At 64.8% G+C, this 25655-nt stretch carries 22 protein-coding genes; 13 read left to right on the forward strand and 9 right to left on the reverse strand.

The window, feature by feature from the left end; genetic code table 11:
• The first annotated feature begins 7 nt into the window (after positions 1 to 7).
• The gene (locus ACOGJB_RS14700) at positions 8 to 1900 is read left to right on the forward strand and encodes an SWIM zinc finger family protein (protein ID WP_419837837.1); all 1893 of its coding nucleotides are present in this window, start codon (positions 8 to 10) and stop codon (positions 1898 to 1900) included.
• Positions 1897 to 2334, forward strand: coding sequence for a GFA family protein (locus tag ACOGJB_RS14705; protein WP_419837838.1), 438 nt, complete (start codon positions 1897 to 1899; stop codon positions 2332 to 2334). Before ACOGJB_RS14700 ends, ACOGJB_RS14705 begins: the two co-directional genes overlap by 4 nt.
• Before the next feature lie 18 nt (positions 2335 to 2352).
• On the opposite strand, the gene ACOGJB_RS14710 is transcribed toward ACOGJB_RS14705, so the two are convergent.
• Both ACOGJB_RS14710 and ACOGJB_RS14715 read right to left on the reverse strand, forming a co-directional pair.
• Positions 2353 to 3084 (reverse strand): pyridoxamine 5'-phosphate oxidase family protein, encoded by a 732-nt coding sequence (locus tag ACOGJB_RS14710; protein ID WP_419837839.1) that lies wholly within the window; start codon positions 3082 to 3084, stop codon positions 2353 to 2355.
• Positions 3053 to 3472: an NAD(P)-binding domain-containing protein gene (locus ACOGJB_RS14715; protein WP_419837840.1), complete on the reverse strand. Its 420-nt coding sequence runs from the start codon at positions 3470 to 3472 to the stop codon at positions 3053 to 3055. Before ACOGJB_RS14715 ends, ACOGJB_RS14710 begins: the two co-directional genes overlap by 32 nt.
• An 81-nt stretch (positions 3473 to 3553) precedes the next feature.
• On the opposite strand from ACOGJB_RS14715, the gene ACOGJB_RS14720 reads away from it, so the two are divergent.
• Positions 3554 to 4786 carry an LLM class flavin-dependent oxidoreductase gene (locus tag ACOGJB_RS14720; RefSeq protein WP_419837841.1) on the forward strand — a complete coding sequence of 411 codons (1233 nt, stop codon included), beginning with the start codon at positions 3554 to 3556 and terminating at the stop codon, positions 4784 to 4786.
• Between the two features lies 1 nt (position 4787).
• Here ACOGJB_RS14720 and ACOGJB_RS14725 read toward each other — a convergent pair whose 3' ends face one another.
• Positions 4788 to 5666, reverse strand: coding sequence for a haloalkane dehalogenase (locus ACOGJB_RS14725; RefSeq protein ID WP_419837842.1), 879 nt, complete (start codon positions 5664 to 5666; stop codon positions 4788 to 4790).
• A 175-nt stretch (positions 5667 to 5841) separates the two neighbouring features.
• Positions 5842 to 6756, reverse strand: coding sequence for a YceI family protein (locus tag ACOGJB_RS14730; protein ID WP_419837843.1), 915 nt, complete (start codon positions 6754 to 6756; stop codon positions 5842 to 5844).
• A gap of 28 nt (positions 6757 to 6784) precedes the next feature.
• Between ACOGJB_RS14730 and guaB the strand changes: the two genes are divergently transcribed.
• From guaB to ACOGJB_RS14745, 3 genes are read left to right on the forward strand one after another with little or no spacing between them, the layout of a single operon-like run.
• Positions 6785 to 7864: an IMP dehydrogenase gene (guaB, locus tag ACOGJB_RS14735; RefSeq protein WP_419837844.1), complete on the forward strand. Its 1080-nt coding sequence runs from the start codon at positions 6785 to 6787 to the stop codon at positions 7862 to 7864.
• Between the two features lie 35 nt (positions 7865 to 7899).
• Entirely contained in the window at positions 7900 to 8295 is a 396-nt protein-coding gene (gene queF / locus ACOGJB_RS14740) for a preQ(1) synthase (protein WP_419837845.1), read from the forward strand.
• A gap of 37 nt (positions 8296 to 8332) precedes the next feature.
• Positions 8333 to 10324 (forward strand): putative glycoside hydrolase, encoded by a 1992-nt coding sequence (locus ACOGJB_RS14745; protein WP_419837846.1) that lies wholly within the window; start codon positions 8333 to 8335, stop codon positions 10322 to 10324.
• A 117-nt stretch (positions 10325 to 10441) separates the two neighbouring features.
• Here the strand turns inward: ACOGJB_RS14745 and ACOGJB_RS14750 are convergent, their stop codons facing one another.
• On the reverse strand, positions 10442 to 12136 hold the full coding sequence (locus ACOGJB_RS14750; protein WP_419837847.1) for an AMP-binding protein: 1695 nt from the start codon (positions 12134 to 12136) through the stop codon (positions 10442 to 10444).
• A 33-nt stretch (positions 12137 to 12169) separates the two neighbouring features.
• Positions 12170 to 13102 (reverse strand): LLM class flavin-dependent oxidoreductase, encoded by a 933-nt coding sequence (locus tag ACOGJB_RS14755; protein ID WP_419837848.1) that lies wholly within the window; start codon positions 13100 to 13102, stop codon positions 12170 to 12172.
• A 155-nt stretch (positions 13103 to 13257) separates the two neighbouring features.
• Here ACOGJB_RS14755 and ACOGJB_RS14760 point away from each other — a divergent pair, with 155 nt between their 5' ends.
• From ACOGJB_RS14760 to ACOGJB_RS14780, 5 genes are all read left to right on the forward strand, one after another.
• A complete protein-coding gene (locus tag ACOGJB_RS14760) occupies positions 13258 to 14394 on the forward strand; it encodes a serine hydrolase domain-containing protein (protein ID WP_419837849.1) in 1137 nt (378 codons plus the stop codon).
• 146 nt (positions 14395 to 14540) lie between these two features.
• The gene (locus ACOGJB_RS14765) at positions 14541 to 15686 is read left to right on the forward strand and encodes a DUF262 domain-containing protein (protein WP_419837850.1); all 1146 of its coding nucleotides are present in this window, start codon (positions 14541 to 14543) and stop codon (positions 15684 to 15686) included.
• A complete protein-coding gene (locus tag ACOGJB_RS14770; RefSeq protein ID WP_419837851.1) occupies positions 15664 to 16809 on the forward strand; it encodes a DUF3696 domain-containing protein in 1146 nt (381 codons plus the stop codon). Before ACOGJB_RS14765 ends, ACOGJB_RS14770 begins: the two co-directional genes overlap by 23 nt.
• A 1-nt stretch (position 16810) precedes the next feature.
• Positions 16811 to 17779, forward strand: coding sequence for a hypothetical protein (locus tag ACOGJB_RS14775; RefSeq protein ID WP_419837852.1), 969 nt, complete (start codon positions 16811 to 16813; stop codon positions 17777 to 17779).
• Positions 17780 to 17941: 162 nt separating this feature from the next.
• The gene (locus ACOGJB_RS14780) at positions 17942 to 18658 is read left to right on the forward strand and encodes a type 1 glutamine amidotransferase (protein WP_419837853.1); all 717 of its coding nucleotides are present in this window, start codon (positions 17942 to 17944) and stop codon (positions 18656 to 18658) included.
• Between the two features lie 190 nt (positions 18659 to 18848).
• Here ACOGJB_RS14780 and ACOGJB_RS14785 read toward each other — a convergent pair whose 3' ends face one another.
• Together ACOGJB_RS14785 and ACOGJB_RS14790 are read right to left on the reverse strand one after the other, a co-directional pair.
• On the reverse strand, positions 18849 to 19481 hold the full coding sequence (locus tag ACOGJB_RS14785; protein ID WP_419837854.1) for an alpha-ketoglutarate-dependent dioxygenase AlkB: 633 nt from the start codon (positions 19479 to 19481) through the stop codon (positions 18849 to 18851).
• Positions 19478 to 20299, reverse strand: coding sequence for a hypothetical protein (locus ACOGJB_RS14790; protein WP_419837855.1), 822 nt, complete (start codon positions 20297 to 20299; stop codon positions 19478 to 19480). The genes ACOGJB_RS14785 and ACOGJB_RS14790 overlap by 4 nt, the downstream gene beginning before the upstream one ends.
• 164 nt (positions 20300 to 20463) lie before the next feature.
• Between ACOGJB_RS14790 and ACOGJB_RS14795 the strand changes: the two genes are divergently transcribed.
• Positions 20464 to 23076, forward strand: coding sequence for a CoA transferase (locus ACOGJB_RS14795; RefSeq protein WP_419837856.1), 2613 nt, complete (start codon positions 20464 to 20466; stop codon positions 23074 to 23076).
• A 202-nt stretch (positions 23077 to 23278) separates the two neighbouring features.
• Positions 23279 to 24274 carry a nucleotidyltransferase domain-containing protein gene (locus ACOGJB_RS14800; RefSeq protein WP_419837857.1) on the forward strand — a complete coding sequence of 332 codons (996 nt, stop codon included), beginning with the start codon at positions 23279 to 23281 and terminating at the stop codon, positions 24272 to 24274.
• A 114-nt stretch (positions 24275 to 24388) separates the two neighbouring features.
• On the opposite strand, the gene ACOGJB_RS14805 is transcribed toward ACOGJB_RS14800, so the two are convergent.
• The gene (locus ACOGJB_RS14805; protein ID WP_419840751.1) at positions 24389 to 25645 is read right to left on the reverse strand and encodes an ATP-binding protein; all 1257 of its coding nucleotides are present in this window, start codon (positions 25643 to 25645) and stop codon (positions 24389 to 24391) included.
• Positions 25646 to 25655: the final 10 nt, after the last annotated feature.

The following is a 25655-nucleotide window of genomic DNA, read 5'->3' on the forward strand; positions in this document are numbered from 1 at the left end:
TGGTCTCGTGAGCATCGCCGACGAATTGGGTGCGACGCTTGATGTTCGCATGGTCGGGGACCTCGCCGGCCCGGCTGTGTTCGAGCGCGGCGTCGGGTACTGGGAAGACGGCCGAGTGGAGTCGCTGGCTGAAGGGGACGGTCGGCTGCAAGCGACGGTGCGCGGCACCGTGCCCTATGGCGTCGAGATGTGGTTCGACGATGACAGCCTGGGGTGGACATGCTCATGCCCGGCAGCCGAGGACGGCTCGTTCTGCAAGCACTGCACTGCGGTTGCTCTGGTGCTGACCTACGGTGACGAGCCGTCGGACGGAACCGACGCAACGCAGCCGACGAACGCGGCCGAGCAGAGCACCGACGGCGAACTGCTCGCGGACTTCGTCGGCCGGCTCGAACGCGAGCGGCTCGCGGAGATTGTGCTGAGCCAATCGGCCGCTGACTGGCGACTGCGAGAGCAATTGCTGCTGGAAGCCAGAGCCGAACGGGGCCTGGGACTCGACATCGCGCAGTGGCGCGAGACAATCGACAACGCGTTCAGCTTCGGCGAGCTCGACCGGCGTGGCTATGCGCACTACCGCGACACCGCTGACTGGGCAGACGAGGTGAACGACGTGATCGACGCCCTCGCCGAGCTCGTCGACGCGGGTTACGGCGAGGCGGCAGCGGAACTCGCTGAGCACGCGTACATGAGGACCGATCTCGCAATGGGCGAGATCTACGACGAGGACGGCACGCTGATGATGGTCGGCGAGCGGCTGGCGGACCTGCATTTGCAGGCATGCGAGGCAGGATCGCCCGATCCCGTGCGACTCGCGCAGCGCTTGGCAAAGCTGGAGCTCGACTACGAACTGGAAGCGTTCTGCCGGTCTGCGGCGCTCTATGCGGATGTGCTGGGGCCGACAGGGCTCGCGGCGTTCCGCGAGGCTGTCGAGCCGAGCTGGCAGCAGATAGACCCGTCGGGCAGCAGTGCCACCGCTGCCGCCACGACCAGCAGCAGTGGTGAGCCAAGCTGGCTGCGGATCGACCCGTCGGACAGCAAGCAGCGTGCTCGGGACTACCGCGCCCGGGAAGCGATGATCGGATGGGCGCTCGCCACCGGTGATCCGGACGCGCTCGTTGATGCGCATCGGCGTGAGCGCATCCGCCCGAACGAGACGCTGGAGATCGCTCGAGCGTATGAGGCCGCCGGGCGCGATGACGAAGCGGTGAACTGGGCGCGCACAGGGCTTGCCGACTACGGCCACGGTGCGTGGCAGGCGGGCGAGCTGCGCGATTTCTTGGCTGGGAAGCTGCGTGAGCAGGGCAATCCAGGCGCAGCGGTCGATCTGTACTGGAACGCGTTCACTGCCAGCCCATCGCTCGAGGCGTGCCGGACACTGGTGCGCCAAGACGACCGACCAGACTGTCCAGACTGGCTGGAACGCTGCTTGCGGCATCTGCGCAGCCGCTTGGAGACGAGTTCCTCGACGGGGCCATCGCCGCCGACACTGCCGACCGATGTCATGGCCACGGCTGGGGACATCGCACCGGCACCGGCGACCGTCCTCGTCGAGATTCTGCTGTATGAGGGCCGTGCCGACGAGGCGTGGGCGACGGCATTGCAGCACGGCACCAACTGGCAGCTGTGGATGGCGCTCGCACGTGCGCGTGAGGCGACGGCGCCCCGTGATTCGATTGCGATCTACGAATCGCAGGCGCTGGCAGTAATCAATCGCAAGAAGGCGAACCAGTACCGCGTCGCTGTCGATCTGCTGTCTCGGATACGGCGCTTGGCCGCTGACGCCGGCGATCCGACGCTGTTCAATTCGCTGCTGCACCGCGTCAGAACCGATCACAAGGCGAAGCGTCGCCTCCAAAGCGAGATGCAAGGCCTCGCGCCACTGGCAGAGGAACTGACATGAGTGAGACGGCCCAGCCTGCTTCGGCGCCGGCGGCATCGGGGCACTGCCTGTGCGGTGGTGTGGCCTACGAGGTGCACGGACCGATCCGCCAGGTGTGGAACTGCCACTGCTGGCGGTGCCGTCGCTGGACGGGGCACTTCATGGCGGCGACGGGATGCAAGACCGCCGACCTGCGGCTGGTCACCGATGCCGCTCTGGTGTGGCACCGTCCAGCCGACGACCCCAACGTGGCCTACGGCTTCTGCGGGGAGTGCGGCGGTTCGCTGTTCTGGAAGGTGGCGGAAGGCGAACCGCAACAGATCGACACCACTGCGATCTGCGCCGGCACCCTCGACCTCCCCTCGGGCTTGCACACCGAACTGGCCATCTTCGTCGACGATGCCGCCGACTACCACGCTGTGGACTCGACAATTCCCACCCGGGGCCACGAATAGATCAACTGCGGGCGAGCTTCACGTGTCGTAGACGGCGTCGTCGATCTCGCCTGGCGCCACACTCAGACCTTCTGGCCCGAAGGCTGCGCGGTCCTGCCAGGGATCTTCAGCCCTCGTGAGTTCGCTGGACAGGCGGGTGTCGGGGGTGCGGTGGGCGAGGTTCGCTACCGCTGGCGGCGTGGGGATGCCTTCGGTGAGGTCGGCGGCGGGCGTCGGCAGTTCGAAGCGGGTGGTGAGCGGGACGACACCGGCCCACCAGTCGCCGGCCATGTCCTCGGCGTCGTCGACGGGGTCGCCGGTGCGGACCTTGGCCGATGCCTCTGCGAGCGGGAGTTCCAGGACGAGCGTGGCTCGAAAATCCTCGGCACTCGGCGGCCGGGAGGTGTCCCAGTTGGCGACGATGTGATCGGTCACCAGCTTGAGCGCCCGTTCCTTGGCCGCCGCTTCCTCGATGCGACGGGCACGACCGCGCACCACGACGCAGCGGTAGTTCATCGAGTTGTGGAACGGCGTCCGAGCCATCACCAGCCCGTCGAGGTGAGTGACGGTCACGCAGATCTCGGTGCCTTCGCCGGAGTTCAGCAAGTGGTTCGCCAGCGCCCCGTGCAGGTACAGGTTCTCTTCGTCGCGGCCATAGGCCATCGGCAGCACCAGCGGCCCGTCAGGCGTGTCAATACCGACGTGTGCGATCAGCCCGGCGTCGAGGATCTCGGCCATCTCATCGCGGCCGTAGCGACCCCGCTCGGCCATGCGCCGCAGCCTCGTTCGGGCCGACGGTGCCTGCGCGCTGTTCCTGTCTGACTCGCTTGATTCGCTCACGCCAGCACCGTACGCGGCACGCGCCCCGCCTACCCACCGATATATCGATGCTGGTTTCCAGGTCGCCGTATGGGGCAACCCGCCCCAGGCGTCTAAGCAGCGGGCGGACGCGTTCGACGGTCTCGGCGTCGCCGCCTGCGAACAGCGCGAGCGTTCCGTTGCGTGCGCCGTCCACGGCACCGGTCACCGGCAAGTCGACCACCGTCACACTTGGTGGTGCCTCGTTAGCCAGGCGCTGGATCAGCTCGGGACGGCTGGTCGTCAAGTCCACCCAGATCGAGCCCGCTGACAGCGCTGCGAGCGCGCCCGAATCGCACACCACTGCTGCAACAACCGGAAGGCTCGCGTATCCGCGCGGCTGCTTAGGATGACCGGCGACCAGTCAACGAGGGGGCGTGCCATGAAGTTCGGGATTTTCTACGAGCTGCAGCTGCCGAGGCCGTGGAACGACGATTCCGAGTACGTCCTGTTCCAGCAGGCACTCGACCAGATCGAACTGGCCGACAAGCTCGGCTACGACTACGCGTGGGAGGTCGAGCACCATTTTCTCGAGGAATACAGCCACAGCTCCGCGCCCGAGGTCTTCCTGGCGGCGGCCAGCCAGCGCACGAAGAGCATCCGCCTCGGGCACGGCATCGTGCAGCTGCCCACCAACCATCCAGCCCGCGTCGCTGAACGGGTCTCCACCCTCGACATCGTCAGCGGCGGCCGGGTCGAACTCGGCATCGGCGAAGGCTCGTCGGTCACCGAACTGCACCCCTTCGATCGCCGCTTCCGCGACAAGCGCGTCGTCTGGGAAGACGCCGTGCGCTGCCTCATGCCGATGTTCCAGGAGGTGAATCACTCCTACGACGGGGAGATCTTCAAGTTCCCGGCCCGCAACGTGGTGCCCAAGCCGTACCAGAAGCCGCACCCGCCCTTGTGGGTGGCATGCAGCCAGCTCGACACGATCGTCATGGCGGCCCAGCGAGGCATGGGAGCGCTGGGCTTCTCGTTCGTGTCGGCCGACGCAGCCCGCGCCTGGGTGAACGCCTACTACCTCAACTACCTCAACCACCTCGACCTGCTGTGCGACTACCAGACCAACCCCGGCGTGGCGGTCGTCAGCCCGTTCATGTGCGCGGAGACCGACGAGGAAGCCCAGGCCAAGGCCGAAGGCTGGACGTTCTTCCAGTTCTCGCTGGTCTTCTACAACTCCCACGGCCCCGTCGAGCCGGGCTCGGTCAACCTGTGGGACGAGTACCAGGAGTGGAAGAAGTCGCCGAAAGGGCAGAAGGCCAGCAACAACGTCGGCTTGGTGGGCTCACCCGAGACCATCCGACGGAAGCTGGAGATGTACGAGGACGCTCACGTGGATCAGCTCATCCTGCTGAACCAGGCCGGCAAGAACACCCACGAGGACATCTGCTCGAGCCTGGAGCTGTTCGCCGCTGAGGTCATGGGGGAATTTCACGAGCGCGACGCCGAACACCAAGACTGGAAGTCAGCGGTGCTGGCCGGCGACGTCCTCCTCGACGACATCGACACCGACCTGTTCCAGGTGATCACCAACCAGACCCCGGTGGAAAAACGCGAGGAAATCGAGCGCAAGCAGCGCGAGGCCCGCGCCCGCCAAGCAGTCGGGCTCAGCTAGCTCAGCGGTTCGCCAGCCAGTCGGCGATGGCTTGGCCGATCTCGTCGGGGCTGTCTTCCTGGCAGAAGTGATTGCCTGCGACAGTCACCTCGGTCTGGTTCGGCCAGGTGCGGCAATAGTCGAGCTGCGGGCCGTTCAAGATCGCGCCCGGATCGGCGTTCACCAGCAGCTTCGGCACGTCTGAGCTCGACAGCCACTCGCCGTAGTCGGTCACGATCGCGGTGACGTCGGCCGGTTCGCCGTCGATCGGGATCTGGCGCGGCCACGTGAGGGTGGGGCGCCGGTGCTCGGGCTCGACGAACGGGCGCCGGTACTCGTTCATCTCCTCGTCGCTGAGCTTGCGGATGATCGAGCCGGGCAGCACAGCCTCGACGAAGAGATTCTTGGTAATCACCATCTCCTCGCCGGCAGGGGAGCGGAAGCCTTGGAAGATGCCGGCCGCTGCCTCAGGCCACTCGGCCCAAGACATCGGCCGAACAATGGCCTCCATGTAGGCGATGCCGCCTACGCGGTCGCGGTGCCGGTTGGCCCAGTCGAAGCCGAGCGCCGAGCCCCAGTCGTGGATCACGAAGGTGATGTTGTCGCCGAGGTCGAGTTGGTCGAGCAAGCCGTCGAGGTACTCGCGATGCTCCACGAACCGGTACGAGTCGGGACCGGTGTCGTCCAGCTTGTCCGAATCGCCCTGGCCGATCAGATCGGGTACGACAACTCGGGCATGCGGCCGGACGTGGGGCACGATGTTGCGCCACAGGTACGACGACGTCGGGTTGCCGTGCAGGAACACGACCGCATCGCCCGAGCCCGAGTCGTGGTACGCCATCTGCTTGCCGTTGACGGTTGCGTAGGACTTGGAAAGCGGTTCGCCAGAGTGGGTTGCCATGAGTGCTCCTTCGTTCGGCCGGATCGGCACCACATCATGCCCGCCGCGCATACGCCCTGCACGAGTGCCCGAGCCATCCGCAACGGTGCCTGACGGTTGCGAGGCCTCACGGCGTCTGCTGCGTTGGATGGCCCTGAGGCCTAACGGCGTCGGCAGTGGCGCAAGATTCGATCGCTCAAGAGCGTTCGAACAGCAACTGGAACTCCATGAGTCCGTGGTCTTCTGCTGAGAGGACGACTGGCACCTGCGGAACGGTCACATCAAAGTCCGCAAACGTGAGCTCGACCGAGCCGACTACGGCGATGACGCTGCCGACGAGTTGCGCTTCGATGTCGACGACGACGGGCTGGGTGATGCCGTTCACTGTCAGCTCGCCCTGCGCCGCGTGGCTGACCGGCACACCGCTCTCGGCGGCGCCCTCGATGTGCAGTTCCTCGGTGAGCACGAACGTCGCTGTCGGGTGCCGGGAGGTTCCCAGGGCTCGCTGCACTGCGCTGTCTCGTCGCCGGTCGTCGGTCTGCAGCGTCGTGAGGTTGACCGCTATCTCCGCGGAGATCACGTGCTCGTCGGCGATCTCCAGCGTGCCGCTGACGTCGCCGGTGCGGCCCACGGCCGTGAAAGCGCCGACGCTCGCCAGTTCCTCGTCGACACGAAAGCCAGCGAACGAGCCCGTGGCGTCCTCCAGCGTGAATGCTCCGGTTTCGGAATCCACGGCCCATGTGCCGTCGAGCTCAGCAGTCGACGTCACCTCAGCTTGTGGTGCAACGCTCTCGTCGGTTTCGGTGTCGCCTGTACCTGCGCCGGCAGTGCCGCCGCTCTCGTCCGTGCCTGCGCCGACGCTGCCCTCGGCATCGCCCGCAGCGTCCCCGCGCGCGGGGGCATCGCTGCTGCTGTCCGCTGGGGCGGTCGCAGCGGATGGCGCAGCAGGTGCGGATTCTTCTTGGGCCAACTCGGCGTCCTCGACCGCCTCGGCCAGGCTCACCTCTCCTGGTGCGTTGCCAAGGACCCGCCACAGGCCCAGCGCCGCCGCAGCGGCCACGATCACCAGCAGCACGCCGACGGTCAACATGGTCCGACGCCGGGGGCTCATGGCGGGTCACGGTAGCTTGGGGTCGCTCATGAAACTGCGCGACCTGCCAACCGGACTGACGTTCGACGACGTGCTGATCGTTCCGCAGCGCTCGTCGATCCGCAGTCGCAGCGACGTGTCGGTGCGCACCCGCCTCTCGCGCAACATCTCGCTGGAGCTGCCGGTGATCGCGGCCAACATGGACACGGTCTGCGAGCACGAAATGGCGATCGCTATGGCTCGTCTCGGCGGCGCAGGAATCGTCCACCGGTTCATGCCCATCGACGCGCAGGCTGCACAGATAGCCGCCGTCAAGGACGTCGACGACGGCGCACTGGTGGCCGGGGCCGCCGTCGGCACCGATCACGACATGGGCGACCGGGCCAAGGCGCTCGTAGCCGCGGGGGCCGATGTGCTGGTGCTCGACATCGCGCACGGTCATGCCGATCACGCCATCGACGGCGTGCGTCGCCTGAAGGACCACTTCGCCGCCACTGATGTCATCGCCGGCAACGTCGCCACGATCGACGGCGCAGTCGACATGGCACAAGCGGGGGCCGATGCGATCAAGGTCGGCGTCGGGCCTGGCGGGGTCTGCACGACGCGACTTGTGGCGGGCGTCGGAGTTCCACAGCTGACGGCGACCGACATGGTGGTGAATGGCCTGGCCGAAGCCGGCTTCGGCGTCCCGGTCATTGCCGATGGCGGCATCAAGAACTCGGGCGATATCGCCAAGGCGCTCGCCGTGGGTGCCGAGACTGTGATGATCGGCAGCATGCTCGCAGGCACCAAGGAGAGCCCCGGCGAGGTCGAGCAAGGCCCGCACGGGCTGCGCAAGCGCATTCGCGGCATGGCCAGCTTCGAAGCCATCGAGGCGCGCGCCGAGCGCCACGGCGAGGAAATCGACGACGAGTACTTCGAGCAGCGGGCCCCTGAGGGAGTGGAAGGCACCGTGCCTTACCGGGGCGAGGCGGGCAAGCTGATCGGGGAGCTGATGGCCGGCCTGCGCAGCGCCATGAGCTACACCAACGCCCGCACATTGGCCGAATTCACCGAACGCGCCGAATTCGTTGCCGTCACCCCCCTCGGGTTGGCGGAGAACACCCCGCACGCCACCCTGTCGTACTGAGGGGTCTCGGTACCCGTCGCCCGAGGAGTTCGGCCATGGCAAGCGAACCGGCAAATGCACCGACGCGGGACCTCATCGCGCTCGACGACCCCTACCCGGACCGTGACTACGAGGTGCGCTGCACGACACCGGAGCTGACCTGCGTCTGCCCGGTAACTGGGCAGCCTGACTACGCCACCGTGGAGATCGCCTACATCCCCGACCGTCGCATCGTGGAGCTGAAATCGCTGAAGCTCTACCTGTGGAGCTACCGGGACGAACCCGTCCACCACGAGGCCGTCACCAACCGCATACTCGACGACTTGGTCGCTGCCGTCGCCCCCAAACAGGCCACGGTCGAGACGCGCTGGCTCGTCAGGGGCGGCATCACGACCACCGTCACCGCTCGCCATCCCGCCCCGGCGTCGCTGGTCGATACCGCCGGCGAGTGACTGAAGGCCGTCCGGCGGCCTCAATACACTCGAACTGATGCCATTGTTGGCGCCGGCCGACAGGCGCATACTGCGCGAGCTGCTCGTCCGCGGGGGGACGGCCGAGATCGGCCAGATCAGCGCGGCTGCCGGCCTGGACAGCCAGACCGTGCAAACGTCGCTGGACGCGCTGCAGCGATCAGGAATTGTGGCTCCGGTGGGCTCGGTTCCAGGGTTGCGAGGCGTGCGCTGGTCGCTGACCCCGCATGGCCACGAAGTGGGGCCGTCGCTGGTTGGAAACGACCTCGCCGGTGCTGCCGATGCCCAGGAGACGGCAGGTCCCGTAGATCCGGCCGAAGGCTGGGGATTCCCGTGGCGTCCGCCGAAAGCCGAGACTCCGCTGTATGCGAGCGGCCTGAGCCGGCGAGCGCGCCGTGTGGCCGACCGTGCCGTCGTCGGCGTTGCGGGGCCGCCGCCCGCACGCCGCCGCGGCGGCCGGGCGATTGTCGTAATTCTGCTCGTCGCCGCCACCTTCGGTGTGGGCTTCGTGGCGATGAATGCGCTGCGCGTTGCCGAGATCACCGTCTCGGGCATCACCGACGGTGCGATGCTGCGGCCGGCTCAGCTGGCCGGCACCGTGCTGGAGTTCAGCGTGGAAGGCGGCGATGCCACCTCAGCGCAGATGCTGCTCGACGGCTTTCCGGTGAGCGGTGTGCAGCGTTACGACAACCGCATTGTGTGGCCGGTGCCGGAGCTGACCGAAGGCGCGCACGCCGTCACCCTTGACGTCAATCGACGTTTCTACGGCACGGCAACTGCACAAGTGGCGTTCACTGTCGATGGGACACCGCCGACGGTGGATCTGCCGAGGGTCTTCGATCCGGTGACGCTCGGCGAGCCGGTGGTCCTCGCCGGGTCAGTCGAGGCCGGCGTGTCCCTGCAGATCGGGGACCAGCGGCTCGACACGGCATCGGGCTCGTTCAGCCTTACCTTGCCGAGCCCGCCCGGCGGGCCGATCCCGGTGGTCGCCACCGATGCCGCAGGCAACACGACGGCATTCGACGTCATCGTACCCATCGGCTACCCACACACCACCGGCGTGCATGTCACCGCGGCAGCATGGGACCACGACGGGCTGCGCTCGTCGGTGGTGGAACTCATCGAACAGGGACGCATCAACGCCGTCCAACTCGACCTCAAGGACGAGGACGGACGGATCGGCCACCGGACCGATGTCCGGCTGGCCCAACTGGCCGGCGCATCGCGCGAGCTGTATGACTTGCGGGATGCCATCGACGAGCTGCACGGCCTCGGCGTGCGCGTGATCGGCCGCATCGTGGCATTCAGGGACCCGACGCTGACCCGCTACGCCGTGGCCAACGGAGACCGCGACTGGGTGCTGCAGACGCCTGACGGACGGACGCTGTCCAGCTATGGCGGTTTCACCAACTTCAACCACCCGACCGTGCGGCAGTACAACTTGGACATCGCCGCAGAAGCGGCTGCCGCCGGCATCGACGACATCTTGTGGGACTACATGCGTCGGCCCGAAGGCGACCTCAGCGGAATACAGATTCCCGGCTGGGACGGCGGCGACCCGTCACCGGTCATCGTGAGCTTCCTTGCCGAGGCGGGATCCATGCTGCGCCAGGCGCAGGTGTTCCATGGTGTGTCGGTGTTCGGCATCGCGGCAGATCGCGGCGAGTGGGTGGCGCAGGACATCGGCGCCATGTCCGCCCACGTTGACTATGTGGCGCCCATGGTGTACCCGTCTCACTGGGGTCGCGGCGAGTACGGAGTGGTGCACCCTGAGGCGCAGCCCTACGACATCACCAAGGCTTCGCTGGCCCAGTTCCAGCGTGTGCTTGCGGGCACCAACACGGCCGTCGTGCCGTGGCTGCAGGATTTCTCGATGCGAGTGAGTTATGGCCCCACCGAGGTGCGCGCCCAGATCGACGCCGCCGCTGACCTCGGCATCAGCGACTGGCTGCTGTGGGACCCTCAAGTCACCTACACCGTCGAGGGCATTCCCGTCTCGTACGACCAGTAGGGCTTGTCACATCTGGCAGGACGCGCCCGGCTCGGTCGGCTGCCGCAAGGCTTCGAAGGGCGGCTGGCCACATCTGCTGAGACGCGCACCGAATGACCAGCTGCGAGCCGACGCGGATCAGTCGAGGCGCTCACGCAGCCGGTACTTCTGGATCTTGCCGCTCGGCGTCATCGGGAACTCGTCGACAATCACGAGCTCTTCGGGCCAGAACTGACGGGTCACGTTCTGTGACTCCAAGAAATCCGTGAGTTCGGCAAGCGAGGGGGCGTCTCCTGCCGGCTGCACGAAGGCACAGCCGATCTCGCCGAGCCGCTCGTGTGGCTTCGCAACGATCGCCACCACGCCGACCGCAGGGTGCCGCAGCAGCACGTCCTCGACCTCTTTGACGGGAACGTTTTCGCCGCCGCGGATGACCAAGTCCTTGGAACGGCCCGCAATGGCGATGTAACCGTCGGCGTTCATGATCGCCCGGTCGCCGGTGTCGAACCAGCCGTCGGGCCAATGCTGGGAGGTGAACTCCCGGCCTGCCATGTAGCCGGCGAACAGCGCGGAGCCGCGGCACTGCAGGTCGCCTTCCGCATCGATCACCGGATCGCCTGCTTCGTCGACGACGCGTACTTCGTTGTCGTCGACCGCTCGCCCGTCGGTGAGCCGACGCTCGAGCGGATCGCTGGGCCGGCCCACCGTCAGCAGGCCGCATTCGGTCATGCCCCAGCCGGGCAGCACGGTGCAAGCCGGCAGCAGCTCGAGTGCGCGTTCGAGCATCGGGCGCGGTATTGCCGCTCCGGCGCACAGGAATCGCTGCCACGACGACAGGTCGTGATCGGCCAGGTTTCCGACGTTGAGCACATCGGCGAGGAACGGCGTCGCGCCCATCGACAGCTGGATCCGGTGTTTCTCGATGAGGCCCACGAACTCGACCGGGTCCCACACATCCTGAAAGACGACATGACCGCCGATATGCAGCGGCAATCGCATGCCGTAGAGGTACCCGGTCTGGTGGCCGAGGGTGGATGCCATATGGCAGACATACGCCTGAGGCGCACCCGAACCCGGATGGGGCTCAAGTCCCTCGCAGACGGTGTTCACGAAGGCGTCGACGGCCACCGACAGGATGTTGTGCGTGTGCATGACACCCTTGGGCATCCCGGTGGTACCCGAGGTGAACATCATCTCGCAGACGTCGTTGGGGCCCGGCCGGCACAGGTTGACAGCGGAGCGGTCGTAGGACGAGAAGCGGCCCTCCTCGATCAGGTCTTCCCAGGTCATCGCATCGGCGGGCAGCCACGACTCGTCCTCCAGTGAGTCGGTCGTATTCACCGAGGGACCTGGCACGACCACCAGCTCCGACACCCATTCACAGCGCTCGCGCAGCTCGGCGTGCATCTGCGCCAGGCCGAATCCGCGATAGCTGTCGGCGGTGATGACGACCAGCGGCCGGCCGAGCTCGCTCATGACAGTGACTTCGTTGTGCCGGAAGATCGGGGCCACTGGATTGACCACGGCACCGATCCGGTCGCAAGCCATCGCAGCCACGACAAAGTGGCGCCAATTCGGCAGTTGGAGTTGCACGATCACGCCGGGGCGGACGCCGATCTCCAGCAGACCCTTGCTGGCTGCGTCCACCTCGGCACCGAACTCGCCCCAAGTCATCGTGCCGAAGCGGTCGGTGATGACCGGTTCGCTGGACCGCTCAGCGGACCACTTGGTGATCTGATCGTCGAGCAGCCGGTTCGGCCACGCGCCCGACCCGCCGAGTTCGTCGATGCGCTCTGCTTGGAGCGTCGTCTCGAAGAATCGCTTTGCCGTCACTTGATATTCACCCCCGCGTCCCAGCGAGGCCGCCTATTGGCCGCGGATTCGTGGAAGCACCTCGGCTGCCATGAATCGCTCGCTCTCCTCTATGTAGTGCATCGGCGAGGCTGCGCTGAGCACGACGGTGCGGGCCCCGGCGTCGATGTACTCGCGCAGGCGTGCAACGCACCGGTCGGGGTCACCCGCAATGGCGAACTTGTGAACGAGCTGGGAGAAGTCCTGGGCGTACTGCTTCGACAGGCGCTCCGCTGCGTATTCGACGGCGGTGTCGTTGTCTTCGTGGCAGCAGAAGAACACGAACATGCCGGACTCGACAGGTGTCGGATTGCCAGCTTCTTCGCGGTATCCCGCAATGGCCTCGATCGATTGCGCTAGGCGTTCAGGCGTGTACATGTACGGCAGCCAGCCGTCGCCATAACGAGCTGCTCGCTTCCACGCGGCGTCTTGGCGGCCCGACACCCAGATCGGCGGCGGCGAGGCGGGCTTGGGCGCGAGCGTGACGCCCGACAGCGTGTTGAAGCGGCCTTCGAAGGTGACGTCGTCCTCGGTCCACAGGCGCTGCATGATCTCGAGCGCCTCGTTCGTGCGGGCGCCGCGTTCACGCACCGGCACTCCGCACGCCTCGAACTCCGACGGATACTCGCCGCCGACACCGACGCCGAGGTGGAACCGCCCGTCCGATGCCACGTCGAGCGCGGCCGCGAGCTTTGCGCACAGCGCCGCCGGGTACAGCGGGATCAGCGTGATGGACGTCATCAGCTTCAGCGTGGTGGTGGCGCCCGCCGCGACCGCCAGCGAGATGAAGCCGTTCGAGGTGGGCACATGGAAGAAGACGTGCTCACCGGTGGTGGCGTAGTCGTAGCCGAGTGCTTCGATCTCGCGGGCCTGTCCGGCGATGTCGTCGCTGCGGCGTATCGCCAGCCCGAATTCGATGTTGCCGTCCGCCGGTGTGCTGTCGCTCATTGCGTCCCCCTGCTGCTTCCCGCTCATGTTCCCTGTCTCATGCGATTGCGCTCACGGGCCGTTCGGGCCACGGCTTCGCCATTCGGCTCAGCCTCATGTGCATCTGCGGGCCGGATGTGAAGCGAGACGGTAGCCGCGGGTGCTAGGCCAAGGCCGTGAGCACTACAACTGACGTCCCATCCACTGTCCAACCATCCCGCCTCGACGCGCTGCTCGACCGCTGCAAGCGCGAGGTCGAATCGGGGCTGCTGCCGAGCTGCCAGGTGGCCGTCGGCTTCGAGGGCGAGATCGTTGCGCAGGCCACCTACGGCGACGCCACCGATGAGACCCGCTACTGCATCTTCTCGGCCACCAAGCCATTCGTGGCATCGACGATGTGGCAGCTCATCAGCGAAGGCCTGGTGGATCTCGGCGCCACAGCGGCCAGCTACGTGCCGGCATTCGGCGAGAACGGCAAGGATCAGATCACGGTCTCCCAGGTGATGCTGCACACGTCAGGCTTCCCGCACGCTCCGCTGAAGCCGCCGGAGTGGGACACCTCGGAGTCGCGGCTGGTCGCCATGGCGAACTGGCGGCTGAATTGGGAACCCGGCACCCGGTACGAATACCACCCCACCTCTGCGCACTGGGTGCTCGCCGAGATCATCAACGTGGTCACCGGCAACGACTTCCGCGACGAGGTGCACGACAGGGTCACCGGGCCGCTGGGACTGCCGCGCATACTGGGCTTGGCACCAGAGGATCAGGACGGCATCGCGGAGCTAATCCTCGTGGGCGAGCCGGCAACTCCCGACGAGCTCGAGGCGACGTTCGGCGTGCGCGAGCTGCCCATGACCGAGGTCACCAACGAGGCGATCCTGCGCTTCAACGAGCCATCGGTGCGCGAGGTGGGCGTGCCCGGTGGCGGAGGGTTCGGCACTGCGGTCGACCTGGCGCTCTTCTACCAAGGCCTGCTCGGCAACCCCGACGAACTGTGGGACCCCGAGATGTTGGCCGTCGGCACCGGCGAGGTGCGCAACACGATGCCCGACCCGATGGGCATGCCGGCCAACCGCTCGATCGGGCTCTTCCTGGCAGGCGACGACGGCATGTCCAACATGCGAGGGCTGGGCCGCACGGTGTCGCCGATGGCCTTCGGTCACAACGGTGCCGGCGGCCAGCTCGCCTGGGCCGATCCGGCCACCGGTCTGTCGCTCGGATACACCACCAACGGCTACGACGAGCACGAGGTCCGCCAGCCTCGCCGCGACACAGCAATCAGCAGCATGGCAGGGCTCTGCACCACGCCCTGATGCCCATGGCTGCCACCAGCGTTCGCCACGGCACCGTCAGCGACCGTTGCCACGTCAATCAATAGCCAACGAAGTCTATGTATGATGCATCATTGAGTGACGATTCAATAGCGGGCCAGAATTGAATCTGTCAACGGAGACTGACAATGAAAGATGCCAAACAATCGGCAGACGATCAGTACAAGCGCCAAGAAGAATCCGACGAGCCCGAAGGCGGAATTAACCAGCCATCCGACGAGCCTTGGTCAAATTACCCGATCGACACGCTTCTGATACGCACTGAGAGTCGTACTGTCCACGATATCTTAAGGCGTATTATTCAAGGGGCCGTGATCATGGATCCCGAATTCCAGCGCGATTTTGTGTGGAATGATGAGAAGCAAAGTAAGTTGATCGAGTCTGTCTTGATGCGGATACCGTTGCCAGTCTTCTATCTGGCAGAAGACCGCGACGGCAACTTGATTGTAGTCGATGGTTTACAGCGGCTTGCTACGTTTCGGCGCTTTGTTACGGAAAAACAATTTCGACTGAAATTGCCGGACCAACCTGAACTCGACAAGAAGAGATTTGAAGAGCTTTCACCTAAACTACGAAATCGGGTAGAAGATTGCCAGCTAACGCTGTATGTCATCGACAGTCAAGTTCCGGAAAAAGCGCGGCTTGACATATTTGATCGGGTGAATTCCGGAGAACCACTGACGAGGCAGCAAATGCGAAATGCGCTATACCAAGGTCCTGCGACTGATTTCCTCAAGAGGCAGGCCCAACACGGCCTCTTCGAGACCGTCACAGGTAAGAGTCTCAATAGAAAGAAAATGTTTGATCGAGAGTTTGTGAATCGGTATTGTGCATTCAGTCTAACATCATACAACGAATACAGGGACATGGACGAGTTTCTCGCCCGCGCATTGGAAACCATAAATGCTGATCCTGGCATTTGCAGTCAACTCGAATTGGGACTTTGCACATCGCTGAAGAACAACCAGCACGCTTTCGGTGTTCATGCGTTTCGCAAGCATCAGCCCGGTGCCGAGCGGCGCAGCGTTCTAAATGCATCGCTCTGGGATGTGATGTCGACTGGTCTTGCGCATGTCCCTCAATTGCTTCTCAAGGAGCGCTTAACAGATTTCCAAGACACCTTTTATGACCTGCTCGGTGACCCTGAATTTGAACGATCAATAACATATGGCCCTAACACACCAAAACAAGTCAGACACCGTTTCGATACAGCTCATCTGATGCTGTCAGAACTGTTCCCGGAGGTGAGCATTGCTGGATTCACTCAGACTTGACTCATTCAGATGTTTTGAGTCGGTGGATCTGCCCTTACGCGGGTTAACACTCTTGACTGGCCTGAACGGTGCGGGCAAGTCGACCTTAATTCAAGCTCTCGCTGTGCTCAAGCAGACGCTGCAAAGTGATTTGCGTGCTTCGCAGCTGATGCTCAACGGTCCGGAAGTCACCCTCGGTAGTTTCAATAGAGTAGTCCACGATCTTACCGACGGTACGCATTTTGCGATTGGTGTCTCCAGCGGTGAAGAACGTTTGTTGTGGACCTTTGAAGGGGAGCGCCATGACCTAGCTGCCCAAGTGGCTCAGGTTGCTATCGGTGGTGATCGATGCCAAGATGTTGGCGAATTCCATTTTCTACTGCCTACGAGCGCAGCAACTGAGAATCGAATCAACATCATGAAGTCTATTGCCAGCGTAACTCACTTGACATCTGAACGTCCGACGCCGCAAGCGATTCATCGACTGGAGCTACCGCAGGCTCCGAAATCCGTGGGCAGGGATGGAAGCGTCGCAGTTGCTCTCTTGCACATGTTACGAGATGAGGCTGTCGAACAGGGCGCGAGGCACCCTGACGTAAAGAATCCTCGGCTGATTGCACAGGTTGAAGGTTGGATGCGGCACCTGTTCCCGGGTTTTCGAATGCAGGTTGTGCACTTTCCGGACAGTAACGTCGTAACCCTCGGAATTCGGCTGTCAGACGCTACCAATTTTCATAGTCCGGCCCAGACTGGGTACGGACTTACCCAAGTCTTGCCTGTAGTTATTGCCGCCTTGGTTTCGCGGCCTGGTGAAATCCTTGCCGTGGAGAATCCTGAGAACGATCTACACCCTAGGGGCCAGGCGCTGGTTGGAGAATTCTTGTGCCGCATCGCTGCGTGTGGTGTACAGGTCCTAGTCGAGTCGCATAGCGATCATGTATTGAATGGCATTAGGAGGGCTGTAAAGGAACGGACGATCGATAGTGGAGAGACTATCGTCCATTTTCTCAACATATCGGAGGACGGAGCACCAAGGATAGACACGCTGGAAGTTGATGAAAATGGCATGGTCGATGCTTGGCCAGTGGGCTTCTTTGACCAACTGGAAAGAGACCTCGAGTTCTTTGCCGGCTGGGACATCTAACTTGGACTACTATTTCAACGGATTATCACTACATGGCCAATTCACCACTATTTCGGATGCTATTGCTGCGCTCAGTACGATAATGCGTTGCCGACAACGCCTGTGTGACCACGGTCAAAAGCTCTATGTGGACCGGCGAATGATAAGCGCCCGTGTGACGAGTAGCCACGGTTTCCGCGACGTGGCTAAACGATTTGATACTGATAAGCAACGAGCGCTATTGCTCTGGCTCGATAGGGAGGGGCCCCATTGGGACACCGAGCCGAACCATTCACCGAATTCGTACTTCGCCTGCTACATCGACGGGCGTGAAGAAGTCGTAACCGAAAGTAGCGTTGCCGAAACGGCTTACCTCAATTCGGTTGCGATACCGAGTTCACTTATTAGCGCTAGTCCATCGAAATGGTGTTTCGATCCGGTAGTAGTCTCTTTGCTTGACGACCAGGGAGTCACATCATATTCGGTGCGAACCCCGAATTTCTGGCACCCAGATGAGGTGGCACTGAGCCTCAAGGAAGCAACCAAAAGCCCTACAAGTTGGCAAGAGTTCGCACAGCTAGCCATGCTCCAATTCAGCCACCTTCGCTTCGCGCCAGACTGGTTAGAGAGAGCGAACAGCAAGCCCTTCGACAAGGCGGTGATGTCGGCTTCTCTTCGTCTTCTCTCGATCTTGAATGAACTGAGATTGCTGATTGATGAGCATGGGCGATCCGATGCGAAAACGCTTGATCACATTGCGCTTCATTTTCGCAATAGCGGAAGTTTGTTCTCAGACTCCTCGGAATCTGAAAAGAATCGCTTCGCGAGCCGTTTAACGTTCGCTAATCCGGACGACTCAGGTGGCGTGTTGTTTTGTTCTTGGCATGGCAAGATTCGACGGCTGACGTGGAGGCTACATTTTTCGGCCCCGTTCGCACATGATTCACCGCTATATGTAGTCTACCTAGGTCCGAAATTGACCAGTAGCTAAATCGCAAGTTGGACGTTTGCGCATCGCCTTTGGCGACGACGAATCGGGTGATGTGATTCTGCTTGGTTGTCGAGGTACAAACGTATTCGTAGGCTAATTTGGCCGATTTGGAATACGGCTGGCTTCACGATGGTCGTTCGGGGCGTGGTAGCAACAGGGGCGATGCGACTCCTTGTTCTTCAGCACATCGACTGCGAGCATCCCGGCCGCTTGCGCGACTTCCTGCGGGACGACGGCGTCGAGTGGACCGCGGTGGAGCTCGACGAGGGCGAGTCCATCCCGCCGCTGGACGACTTCGACGCGATGTGGGTCATGGGCGGCCCGATGGACGTGTGGGATGTGGAGGAGTGCCCCTGGCTGGTGCCGGAGAAGCGAGCCATACGCCACTGGGTGCGTGAACTGCAGCGACCCTTCCTCGGTCTGTGCTTGGGGCACCAGTTGCTGGCCGACGCCCTCGGGGGGACCTGCGGGCCGCAACGCCCGCCTGAGATCGGGGTCTTGTCGGTGGACCTCACGTCCGACGGCCGGGACGACGCAATCTTCGAGCAGATGGGCGACCGCCAGTACGCGCTGCAGTGGCATTCGGTGCAGGTCGCGCAGCCGCCCGACGCCGCCGTCGTGCTCGCAAGCTCGCCCGAATGCCGCGTCCAGGCGATGCGGGTGGGCCAGCGGGCGTGGTCGATGCAGTACCACGTCGAAGTGGAGGACGACACGGTGCGCAACTGGGGTGCCATCGACGCGTACCGCGACGCCTTGGAGTCCACCCTCGGTCCCGGCTCGCTGGACGCGCTGGCGGCTGACGCCGACCGCTGCATGGACGGCTTTGTTGCCGATGCCGAGCAGCTGTACCGCAACTTCATGACGGCCGCGTTCGACTAACGAACTTGGCAGCGAACGCTGTCGTACTCATCCGGGAGGGGCACTCGTGGTGAAGTCCGGCGGCGGATGCCGTTGAGCGGATTCGTTGCTCACGCTCTGCTCGCGTTGGGAACTCGACGCTGCGAGAGGCTTGTCGCGTGCCACTGCGACATCGAGGACTATGCGTGATGAGTGGCCGGCGTCGGCCGGATCAATCCTGCGCAGATCTCAGATCGGTGATCGTGCGAAATGTGATCGAGACGCGCCGCTTCCGCTCCAGAGTCTGACCTTGCCACTTGTCCTTGCGTCGCTTGGCGATGCCGTGGCGCCAAGCGATGCGCGCATCGCCATAGAGAAGGAGCAAGCTGCGGGGCGCCAGCCGCTCGACGTGATTCTCGCCCGTCGCGCTCTGGACGAAGTCCATGTTGATCCCCGAACCCAAGCTCACCGTTGCGACGACAGGGCCAAAGCAATCTCTGTCGATGTGAGGCGCGATGCCTTGCCCGGGCTCGTACTCGTTGATGATCGCCTGCTCGAAGGGCCGCTGCTGGTCCAGAAACAGTTTCATATCTGCAGATGCGGCTTCGCGAACTTTGCGCGCGAGGCAGGTCAGCCACTCTGGGAGCGGCCCGATACGAGCCGTCTCGTCAAGCCTGCGGTTTGAGTAGTCATACTTGAAGCCGAAGTGCAGCACTCGCCTGGAGAGGTCGGTGAGCCACTCTGAGGCGTCAATCTGCGCGAGCAGGACATCTTCCTCCACTGGGGTCAAGAAGCCCTGGTGGTACTCGAGACCGTCGGGGGTTACCGCTGCGTCGTCTGCGAATAGCAATAGCTCCGTATTCATGCCCGCAAGACCCAGCGTTCTGCCTGCACCTTCCACAGGCCATGACCTGGCTCCCACTGTACGCGCCCATCGTGGCTGACTGGTCCCGGCCATCGGTACGGAACACGAACAACGATGTTCTCGACCCTTGGCACGATCCCGACTTGTTCGAGCCTTCGACCGAGCATCGGGATTTTCGGCTCGATGCTGTGGATGTTGTCAGCGGTCGTATAGATCAGCTCAACTGCGCGATCTGATCGAGCGACGGCTCGCTCGATCAGTGATGCCCACTGCTCGACGTCTTCTGGTCGCACGGCCTCTTGGTGGGACACGTAGCTGAACGTGAAGAGCAATCGGTCACGGTTGCCGAATTCGACGGCCTCGAGGGATTCCGCATATCTGGCCGATCTGAAATCGGCAGCGAGGTGTTCGAGGACCTGCTCGCCAAGGCTGATCATGCCGGGATGTGGGTCGAATGCCAAGTAGTCGATGCGCTCGGGGAGCCCTCGCCCGCGGGCTTCGCCAAGGGCGACGGCGACCGTCGCTGCGCCGGCCCCGATGTCGATGACGCGCAGGCGTTCGCCCTTGCTCGGCGGATGGTGGTGAGACGTCCTGTAGACCTCGCGAAAGACGTCTGCGTGGCCGCGCTGGTACCTGAAGGTGTCGTGCAGGGCCCACTCCGCAGGCTCGTCAAGGGAGAGCTGGGCCTGACGGCCTTCGCGCATTCGCTGGCCTGCTTCGTTCTGGAGCGCCTCGGGCACAGACAGCCAAGCCCGTCGGATCACCGCCTCGAAAACGTCGTCGTACGCTTCGCGTGCTTCACCATCGTCAACCGCCACCCTGACACCTCTCGCGCCTTCAGCCGGTGTTTGCTGCCGACCAGCCAAGCCGACAGCGCAATCAGCTGGGATTGTCGCAGGTGTGGTGGCTGATCGGCCGAGAGATTCGCAATTTCGGTTGCGCCGGGAAGATAGAACGGTTACGCCACTAGCTTCGGGCCGTCATGAACCAGCCCCTTAGCCCTCAGAGCCGGGACTCCTCGGTGGTGCACGGGGCGCTGTCGGGCCTGCGCGTGGTCGACCTGACCGGTGATGCGGGCCGATTCGCGACGAAGCTGCTGAGCGAGCTGGGCGCCGATGTGGTGAGGGTAGGCGCCGGCTCGCCGGGGCTGCCGCTGGCAGACCCCGCAGCAGCTGCACTCGGCGGCGTCGCCGACTGGTGGTACGACGGCGGGAAGCGTCGCTGCTCGGTAGACCTCGGCACCGGTGAGGGTCGAGACGCCTACCGCCGGCTGGCCGCGGCCGCCGACCTGATCGTGGAGACCGAGCGTCCAGGCCGGCTGGCCGAATTGGGCATCGATTACGCCGATGTGAGCGCTGGGAATCCGGCGCTGGTGCAGGTGTCGATCACGCCGTTCGGGCGCACGGGCCCGAGGGCGCACTGGCTCGGCTCGGATCTCGTGGCCGCCGCGATGGGCGGGATGATGGCGCTGACAGGCCTCGCCGATCGCCCGCTCAACGTGTGGGGCAGGCAGGCCTACAACTACGCAGGCTTCGTGGCGGCGACGTCGGGAGTAGCGGCGGCACTGTCGGCGCGCTCGACCGGCCGGGGAGCGCACGTCGACCTGTCAATCCACGAGACCGTCACCGGTTCGATCGAGAACCTGTTCATGCAGTACTTCTTCGACGACGTGCTGCCGTTGCCCAAGGTGGCGCCGCGGCAGGGCGCACTGCACTGGCTGGGCGCGTACGACCTGGCCGAGTGTCGGGGCGGCGAGGGCGGCTACGTCATGATCACGCCGACGCCGACGCCCGACCTGCTGTTCGAGTGGATGGTCGAAACCGGTTCCGACGAGGTGGCGCGGTGGCTCGGCGCAGATCCGGCCGATGTGCTGCTGGATGTGGCCGAGGTGATGGACGCCGTCCGGCGCTGGATCGCCCCCCAGGATGCGCGCGAGGTGTGGTGGGAGGCGCAGGAACGCCATGTGGCCTTCGGCGGGGTGCTGGACATCGCCGAGGTCGGCGCGAACCCGCAGTTCGGCCACCGGGGGTTCTTTGCCGACGTCCTGGCACCGGGAGCGGCTGGCGCGAACGGGTCGCGCGTGCCCGACCACGCAGCGTCGGGTCCGCAAGGCTCGGTGCGCGTGCCCGCTCGGCTGGTTCGCTGGAGCGACGCCGGCCGGTCAGGGGCGGTCCCGCCAAGCCCACCCGCCGGCGTCGACACGCGCCTCGACGAGGTGCTCGCATCATGGGCGGCGCCGCCTACCGAGGCTCGCAATGGCGACACCGGCCGCGACGCTGCCAGCGACTCCAATGACGGCACCGACACGAATGCCGTTGGCGGTACTGAATCAGGCGCCGGTGTCAGCAGGGCTCGCGGCGCGGGTGATGCCGATGTCGCCGGCCCCGTCGGCGCAGCGCCACACATGAACGACGGCGAGCGCCGCCCGCTCGACGGCATCCGCGTGGCGGACTTCACCTGGGTGCTCGCCGGACCCTCTGCCACGCGACTGCTCGGCGACCTCGGTGCCGACGTGATCCGCATCCAGAGCGAGGAACGCTCCACGCTCGTCAATTCGCCGGACTTCCCCTACTACTTCGTGTGGAACCGCTCCAAGCGCAGCGCCACGCTCGACATGAAGCATCCCGAGGCGCTGGCTGCGGCGCGGCGGCTGATCGAGACGTGCGATGTGCTCATCGAGAACTTCAGTGCCGGGGTGCTCGATTCGTGGGGCCTCGACTGGGAGACCGTGCACGAGTGGAACCCGCGGCTCGTCTACGTGACGATGTCGGGCTGCGGTCACGACGGACCTTGGCGCCACGTCATCTCCTACGCGCCGACGGTGCACGCGGTGTGCGGCATCACCCACCTGACCGACTTCGCCGACCGCGGCGACGTGGGTCCGGGCTTCTCGCTCAACGACCACTTGGCGGGGTTCGCGGCGGCGGTCTCAACTGTCGGCGCACTGTATGCCCGCGAGCGAACCGGTGAGGGGCAGCGCATCGACATGGCGCAACTCGAAGTCGGCACCTACGCCATCGGTGCCGCGGTGATCCGCCAATCCGCCGGCGTGTCGCCGCCGCGCCCCGGGGGCAACCGCGACGGCATCGCCGACCATGTGCCCAATGAGGTCTATGCGTGCGCCGACGGCTTCGTGGCCGTGACGGTGACCGAGCCGGCGCAGTGGCTGGGACTCCTAGGGCTGCTCGGCGACCCGCGGCTCGATGATCCGACGCTCGCTACCGAAGCGGGCCGCCGAGACCGCAGATCCATGATCGACGCTGTGCTGGGAGAGTGGGCCGCCGCTCGCACGGCTACGGCAGCAGCCGAGGCGCTGCAGGCTGCAGGCGTCCCTGCGGGACCGGTGCAGAGCTCACACCAATTGTTCGCCGACGACCCCCAGCACGCGGCTCGTGGCTTCTGGCAGCCGGTCGACCATGCGGTATTCGGCGAACGCACGGTCGATGCGTTCGCGGGCCTGTGGAACGGCCGGCGCTGGCACCCCCGCCATCTCAGCCCCGCCTATTTGGGGGAGCACAACTTCGACGTCTGGGCCGATGCCGGCTACTCGCCCGACGAGATCGCCGAAGGCATCGGCGACGGCCTGTTCCGGTAGCGGCTCGGTGTAGGTGGGCGCTGAGCCATTGGACAAGCTGATGCGCTTGCACGCCGGACATCTCGTGGTGCTTTCCAGCGCTGACTATCGTGACGTCGCCACAACGGCGCTCCACGGCAATTGAATCTGATGCTGGCGCTGTGTGCTGTGCGCCATGATCTGGGCGCTATGCGGGTCGAAGCGCTGGGTCTAGCCTGTGGGGATGGCTCTGCGCGACGACGCACTGCTCGTCCCGGCCGTCGAGCATGCGCAGGCAGCCGCGGAATTGCTCGCTGAGGAGGGCGTGTCCGTGGTGCTGCTGCACGGCTCAGTCGCCCGCGGCACCGCCCGCGAAGGCAGCGACGTCGACCTTGTGGCTGTGTTCGACGACATTGACTACGACGAGCGGTACCTGTACCGGTGGCGGCTCGAAGCGAAGTGCAGCGCAGCGGCAGGTGTGCCCGTCGAGGTGCATGTCACCGACTGGCCTGAATGGAAGCACCGTACCGAGCAAGTGCCGTCGTCGTATGAGGCAGCGGTCGCGGCCGGTCAGCAGACACTCTTCGAGCGTGAGCCTCGTCCGGGCGCGGTCCGGTGGGGCAAGGAGATCGGCATGCCTGACAGCAACCTCGACGAGGCGCTTGAACGACTCGCCGGAGTTCAGCAAGCGCTCGCGTCCATGAATGCCGCTTGCCGACAGCGCGACGACGAGATCCAGACGGTCGACGGCCAAGCGGGGATCGTTTCCTGGGTTCGGGAAATGCGTCTTCGCGATCTTTGCGCAGACGCGTCGATGACGATCGAGACTGCGCTCAAGACAATGTGCGCAGCGAACGGGGTGGCGTCTGAGCGCACTCACAGCGTCGCCGCACTGGTACAGCAGGCATCGCCGCTGCAGGTGCGTCTGGAGGACGCTCTCGCTCCGCTGCAAGCGAACACGCTGCGTCCGAGCCGCGAAGCCTACGACGACGTGTCCTGCTGGCGGATCGGGGGCACCTACCCGGGCGCTCTTCCGCTTGGAGAGCCGGAAAAGACCGAAGAACTCGCCAGGCTTCTCGTCGCCGCGGCCGTCACATCCGCCGATGTCGCCTTGCGACGCCTCCTCGACGACGGTGCCGACCCGCATGACGAGAGGTTCGCTCGCTGCCAGCAACAGATGCGCAATGCGGAGGCCACGCTCGCCGCAGCAGATCCAGTCACCGGCGAACCGTCGCAATAAGCCCCGCCTACTTGGGGGAGCACAACTTCGACGTCTGGGCCGATGCCGGCTACGCGCCCGACGAGATCGCCGAAGGGATCGGCGGCGGCCTGTTCCGCTAGCTCGCGCATTCGCTCAGCCCCACAGACCGGCGATCGGCACGGCCTCGATTCGGTCTCCGAGGCCGTAGCGCCGCGCGCCGGTGTGGAAGACGACGCCCCCGGCGAACTGTTCGGGTGGCAGGTTGTCTCGCAGCCATGCCAAGTGACGGGCGTCGCCGGCGGAAGGACTGCTTGATGTCTTCACCTCGAACGCCGCGAGCCGCGTGCCGAACTCGACGACGAGATCGATCTCGTGTTCCCCTCCTTGTGTGCGCAGGTGGAACATCGTGGTGCGACGCTGTGCCGACTCGACTTCGACTCGGAGTTGCGCAGCAACGTACGTCTCGATGATCCGTCCGCGTACCGCGGGATCCCGTCTGATGACGTCGCCATCGGCACCGATGAGCCAAGCTGCGAGTCCGGAATCTGCGAGCAGGCGCTTCGGCATCGACGTCAAGCGCTTGAGCCGGTTCGAGTGCCAGGCGGGCACGTCGTCGACGAGACGGAGGACGTTGAGCGTGTCGTGGTAGCCCGCCGCCGTGCGCCGGTCCATCCCCGCAGCGTGCGCCAGGGCTGTGTCGGGAACCGCGCCCGCGGTGTGCAGTGCGCAGACGCCCATGTAGCGCCTCAGCGCATCGGGGTGCCGCCGCCGTCCGTGGGCTGCAGCAAGTTCGGGCAGGTCGCGCACTGCGGTGGTGTCGACGTAGGTGCGCATCCAGTCATTTCGGGCGCCTGCTGCCGCAGCGGCGAGAGCACCGGGGAAGCCGCCGTCGAGAGCGATGTGGAGATAGTGGAGCAGGTCGGGTGGAGCGGCAGGCACGGTGAAGCGCAAACCGGAGTCCCAACGGTCGAAGAGCGAATCGGCAGTGGCGTCGCCGAACCGCTCCCGGCCCGTCAGCGGCCACATGTGCGTGGCGAGCGAGCGACCGACGAGGGGCCATTGCCCGCTGTGCAGGTCATTGCGCGACGAACCGGTCAGGATGAACTGCCCTCCCGCGGGGAATCTCGTGTCCACTGCGCGCTTGACGGCGCTCAGAACGTCAGGCGCGTGCTGCCACTCGTCGATGAGCAACGGGAACGGCCCTTCGCGTAAGGCGATATCAGGGTCGTCGAGGACCAGCCTGCGGTCGGGCGCCTGATCGAGCCGCAGCGTGGAAGCGGCGTGACGCAGCGCCGTCGTCGTCTTGCCCACGGCGCGCGGTCCGGTGACGAATTCGGCGGGCCACGCTGCGAGATGGCGGCGCAGGACACCGTCGGCGATACGGGGGATGTAGTCGGCGATGCAGCAAATGCTAGCGCGG

It is taken from the genome of Candidatus Poriferisodalis sp. (assembly GCF_965208895.1).
In the GTDB taxonomy this organism is placed as follows: Bacteria; Actinomycetota; Acidimicrobiia; order Acidimicrobiales; family Poriferisodalaceae; genus Poriferisodalis.

Excerpts from the sequence above, each read along its gene's own strand:
- ACOGJB_RS14705 (WP_419837838.1), top strand. The coding sequence starts at position 1,897 with ATGAGTGAGACGGCCCAGCCTGCTTCGGCGCCGGCGGCATCGGGGCAC.
- ACOGJB_RS14710 (WP_419837839.1), bottom strand. The coding sequence starts at position 3,084 with ATGGCCGAGCGGGGTCGCTACGGCCGCGATGAGATGGCCGAGATCCTC.
- ACOGJB_RS14720 (WP_419837841.1), top strand. The coding sequence starts at position 3,554 with ATGAAGTTCGGGATTTTCTACGAGCTGCAGCTGCCGAGGCCGTGGAAC.
- ACOGJB_RS14725 (WP_419837842.1), bottom strand. The coding sequence starts at position 5,666 with ATGGCAACCCACTCTGGCGAACCGCTTTCCAAGTCCTACGCAACCGTC.
- ACOGJB_RS14730 (WP_419837843.1), bottom strand. The coding sequence starts at position 6,756 with ATGAGCCCCCGGCGTCGGACCATGTTGACCGTCGGCGTGCTGCTGGTG.
- guaB (WP_419837844.1), top strand. The coding sequence starts at position 6,785 with ATGAAACTGCGCGACCTGCCAACCGGACTGACGTTCGACGACGTGCTG.
- queF (WP_419837845.1), top strand. The coding sequence starts at position 7,900 with ATGGCAAGCGAACCGGCAAATGCACCGACGCGGGACCTCATCGCGCTC.
- ACOGJB_RS14745 (WP_419837846.1), top strand. The coding sequence starts at position 8,333 with ATGCCATTGTTGGCGCCGGCCGACAGGCGCATACTGCGCGAGCTGCTC.
- ACOGJB_RS14755 (WP_419837848.1), bottom strand. The coding sequence starts at position 13,102 with ATGAGCGACAGCACACCGGCGGACGGCAACATCGAATTCGGGCTGGCG.
- ACOGJB_RS14765 (WP_419837850.1), top strand. The coding sequence starts at position 14,541 with ATGAAAGATGCCAAACAATCGGCAGACGATCAGTACAAGCGCCAAGAA.
- ACOGJB_RS14780 (WP_419837853.1), top strand. The coding sequence starts at position 17,942 with ATGCGACTCCTTGTTCTTCAGCACATCGACTGCGAGCATCCCGGCCGC.
- ACOGJB_RS14785 (WP_419837854.1), bottom strand. The coding sequence starts at position 19,481 with ATGAATACGGAGCTATTGCTATTCGCAGACGACGCAGCGGTAACCCCC.
- ACOGJB_RS14795 (WP_419837856.1), top strand. The coding sequence starts at position 20,464 with ATGAACCAGCCCCTTAGCCCTCAGAGCCGGGACTCCTCGGTGGTGCAC.
- ACOGJB_RS14800 (WP_419837857.1), top strand. The coding sequence starts at position 23,279 with ATGGCTCTGCGCGACGACGCACTGCTCGTCCCGGCCGTCGAGCATGCG.